General features: G+C 37.9%; 5 protein-coding genes. All 5 read right to left on the bottom strand.

Annotation, left to right across the window (positions count from 1 at the left end; translation table 11 throughout):
* Positions 1-606, bottom strand: a 606-nt coding sequence (locus HMPREF9071_RS01370; RefSeq protein WP_009744734.1) for a contractile injection system protein, VgrG/Pvc8 family, incomplete at its 3' end; no start/stop codon positions are given.
* A gap of 47 nt (positions 607-653) precedes the next feature.
* Positions 654-1,043: a type VI secretion system tube protein TssD gene (gene tssD, locus HMPREF9071_RS01365; protein WP_009412186.1), complete on the bottom strand. Its 390-nt coding sequence runs from the start codon at positions 1,041-1,043 to the stop codon at positions 654-656.
* Positions 1,044-1,148: 105 nt separating this feature from the next.
* The gene (tssD, locus tag HMPREF9071_RS01360; RefSeq protein WP_009744733.1) at positions 1,149-1,535 is read right to left on the bottom strand and encodes a type VI secretion system tube protein TssD; all 387 of its coding nucleotides are present in this window, start codon (positions 1,533-1,535) and stop codon (positions 1,149-1,151) included.
* 50 nt (positions 1,536-1,585) lie between these two features.
* Positions 1,586-1,972: a type VI secretion system tube protein TssD gene (gene tssD, locus HMPREF9071_RS01355; RefSeq protein WP_009412188.1), complete on the bottom strand. Its 387-nt coding sequence runs from the start codon at positions 1,970-1,972 to the stop codon at positions 1,586-1,588.
* A gap of 150 nt (positions 1,973-2,122) precedes the next feature.
* Positions 2,123-3,126 (bottom strand): hypothetical protein (locus tag HMPREF9071_RS01350; RefSeq protein ID WP_009744732.1); only part of this gene is annotated, 1,004 nt, incomplete at its 5' end.

The following is a 3,126-nucleotide window of genomic DNA, read 5'->3' as shown; positions in this document are numbered from 1 at the left end:
AAGTTTACTGCCATCATAATAAAAGTATTCTCCGTAATACTTAGCCAAACGACAAATAAAGTCGTAGTCAGACTCTTGGTATTGTACCGTATAAGGAAGTGTCCTTGTGGTATTCACCCCTGCTGAGGTATCCACTTTTGCGGACTCATCATACTCCTGGGTAGCTGTGGCAACGATTTCTTGTAGTGTTTTATTCTCATAAGATTGACATTCCTTACCGCTATCTAAGAGAATACTTGGTGCATTGCCTGAGATATAGAGCGTACCATAACCACCCCCTGTCTTTCGCTTACAGTGAATTTTAGTGATAATCCCTGAGAAGTGTTGCACCACCTTGCCATATTGATAAAACTTAATGGTAAGAGGATCGCCAAGCAGATCGCGGGAGTGTTCCATAATGTATTCGTGGAACTTATCAAATGAGTCCTCTGGGGTTTCAATGGTAAAGGTATCGTGCTGGCAGTTGTATTGGTGTAGCTCTACTTTATAGCTTTCTTTGGCTAAGAAATCTTTGCCATTGGAACTGAGCAGACAATAAACCACAGGATTGGTCTTATCATTAAGAAACTCTGTAAAACTTTTTAATTTGAAATCTTTTAACTCCATAAAAAAAATGCTCTTTAAGATATTAGTATTAGTAATTTAAAATAGCTTTATCCTCTCCACATCTTATTGTGAGCTACCCCACCTACATCAAATCCTTGTGCGATGAGTCGTATTTCTATCTGTAAAGGCTCAGTGCCTTGCGCATCAAAATGTTCCTTGTATTTAATACAAAAAGCTTTTTTGAAAAGCACTTCTTGGAGCTTACTCATAGCATCTCTACGGTAGAAAATAATCTTACCATCTTTAGTTTGGTTATGGTCTAACATCCAATTGAGCAGTTCAGGTGTTCCTGTACTCTCTACTCTAATGGATATTTCACCACCATAAGGCATTCCCTTTGGTTTACCTGTTTCATCAATATTTTGAGTGAAATCGTATTCACATTCCAAAACATTGTAAGTCTTATCATCTAATTCTAATTTTGCAAGAAACGACATAATCTAATCTTTTTTTGAGTTGTTCTATTAATACTTTGTATCTTTATCTATTGTGTAGTTGTAAAAAGAGCAGGTATGAACTGCTCACACCTGCTCTCTATACTTCTAAACCCATTCGTTCTCAAACGCACCTGTGCCCATCTCTATTTTACGAGCAGAGATTGTGAAGGATTCTGTCAGAGGTTTTTGTCCTGAAGCCTCAAAGTTCTCTCTGTGTTTTACCAAATACCCTTCAGTAAATTTGAGTTCTTTAAGGGTTGCTTCGCTATCTCGTTTTAAGAAGACGATACTACCGTCTTTTCTCTCAAACGAATTAACCATCCACTCAAAAAACTCAGGCGACTCAGTGCCTTCAATCTCTATGTCAATCTTACCTCCTCGGGCAACACTTGACGGTCTTCCTGTTGCGTCTGTCTCTTGGAACAACGCGTAGCTCACTTTAAGGATGTTAAACTCCTTGCCTGCTACTTTTAATTTTGCCTTAAAAGCCATAAATATTCCTTTTTAAAAATTAATAATGAAATGTTTACTTCTCTCAGCACCTACACCCACTCATTGACGTGTTTGCCTGTACCAAGCTCAATCTCTTTAGCTGAAAGCGTAAAGGTTTCTTTAAGAGGTTGATTTCCTGTAGCATCAAAATCTTCTTGGTACTTAACAATATAAGCCTCTTTAAACTTCAACTCTTTTAAAGTCGCTTCACTGTCTCGTTTTAAGAAGACGATACTCCCATCCTTTCTTTCAAAAGAATTGGTCATCCACTCAAAGAGGTCGGTATCTCCTGTGCTTTCCACAGTGATGTGGATCTTTCCTCCTCTTGAGATACTTGATGGTCTGCCTGACGCATCGGTTTCCTGTAACATTCCGTAGTCTACGGAAAGAATGTTGCGCTCTTTACCCGCAACCACTAATTTTGCTTTAAATGCCATGTTAAATATATTTTAAAATTTAAATACTCAATACTACCAACTATGGAAAATATATTTTGCCTTCTTTCTCTCCTTACTATCTATTAATTTTCAATTGGCTTTTATTAGTTTATCATCTTAATTACAATAATTATGTATATTATCTATTTTTTAATTCTGTGCGTATTCTACATCCCACTCGTTGCCATCATCTCCCTTTTGTCCGTCCATCTTAATCAGGAAGTTCTTTGCTGGGAAATAAGGGGTCATATGAATATCCAAATGGATTTTGTCTTTTTGGATAGCATCTTGCTCAAATCGCTTGATTTCAAACTTTTCAATCAGCTTATAAGGACCTGTGATGCTATCTAAAAAGCGAACTATCTGTCCCATAATCTCCTTACGGGTTACTGAGGAATAGTTCTCAAAAGCGCGTCTGTTCAAGAAATCCATCAGTACTTTGGTTACATAATCAAACACACGTACCACTGAGTAGGTCTGCAAACCTATATTATCCCCATTGAATAAGGTTTTGGCTGAAAATGCCATTACCTTGCCGTATTCATTGACCATCGGGATAAGTCCCAAACTCTCTAAGTTCGCGATCTCACTCTTCTTAAGGTCAAACTTCACCCCTTCTACTTCATTGATACCCCCAAATTTCTTACCCGCCGTTACCTGAGACATCAATGTCTTGTAAATCTTACCAGCCAAAGCTGCTGAAGGGGGTACAAATAAATCATCTGCTTCTTCTATTTCTTCAAAACGACCACGACCTACAAGCCAATTACAAGTCATCAGTACATTGGAGCGGTATACATCTCCCCCTGTGTGATTTGCCTCATCAAACATCTCCATTACATCATCGGGTTCATCTAAGTGCTGAAAGTCGGTAACGAGCATTACCTTATTGCTATGGGCTATTTTTGCCCACTTTTCAAGTACCGCATTAGAACCTAAATAACCTGGGATAACCAAGATAGAATAGTTGTTTTTAAGGTCTAATCGGTCATAATTATCAGTAAGCTCTGCGTGAATAGTATCAATAAATCGGGTGTTGTCTAAGTCTTTTAATTGCTCAAGAGTAGCATTGACAATAGTTACATTCTTAACCTTATCTTCTTCAGTGTTTTTATAGAAAAGTGCTACCGTACGATAGTTAGCCTCTAACTCTT

Source organism: Capnocytophaga sp. oral taxon 338 str. F0234, assembly GCF_000192225.1.
Lineage (GTDB): Bacteria > Bacteroidota > Bacteroidia > Flavobacteriales > Flavobacteriaceae > Capnocytophaga.
The sequence above is the reverse complement of the archived record's forward strand: the minus strand, read 5'-3'. Positions and strand labels throughout refer to the sequence as shown.

Bases quoted from the DNA above. Each gene is read 5' to 3' on its own strand.
- tssD (WP_009744733.1), bottom strand. From the start codon at position 1,535: ATGGCTTTTAAGGCAAAATTAAAAGTAGCAGGCAAGGAGTTTAACATC.
- tssD (WP_009412186.1), bottom strand. From the start codon at position 1,043: ATGTCGTTTCTTGCAAAATTAGAATTAGATGATAAGACTTACAATGTT.
- tssD (WP_009412188.1), bottom strand. From the start codon at position 1,972: ATGGCATTTAAAGCAAAATTAGTGGTTGCGGGTAAAGAGCGCAACATT.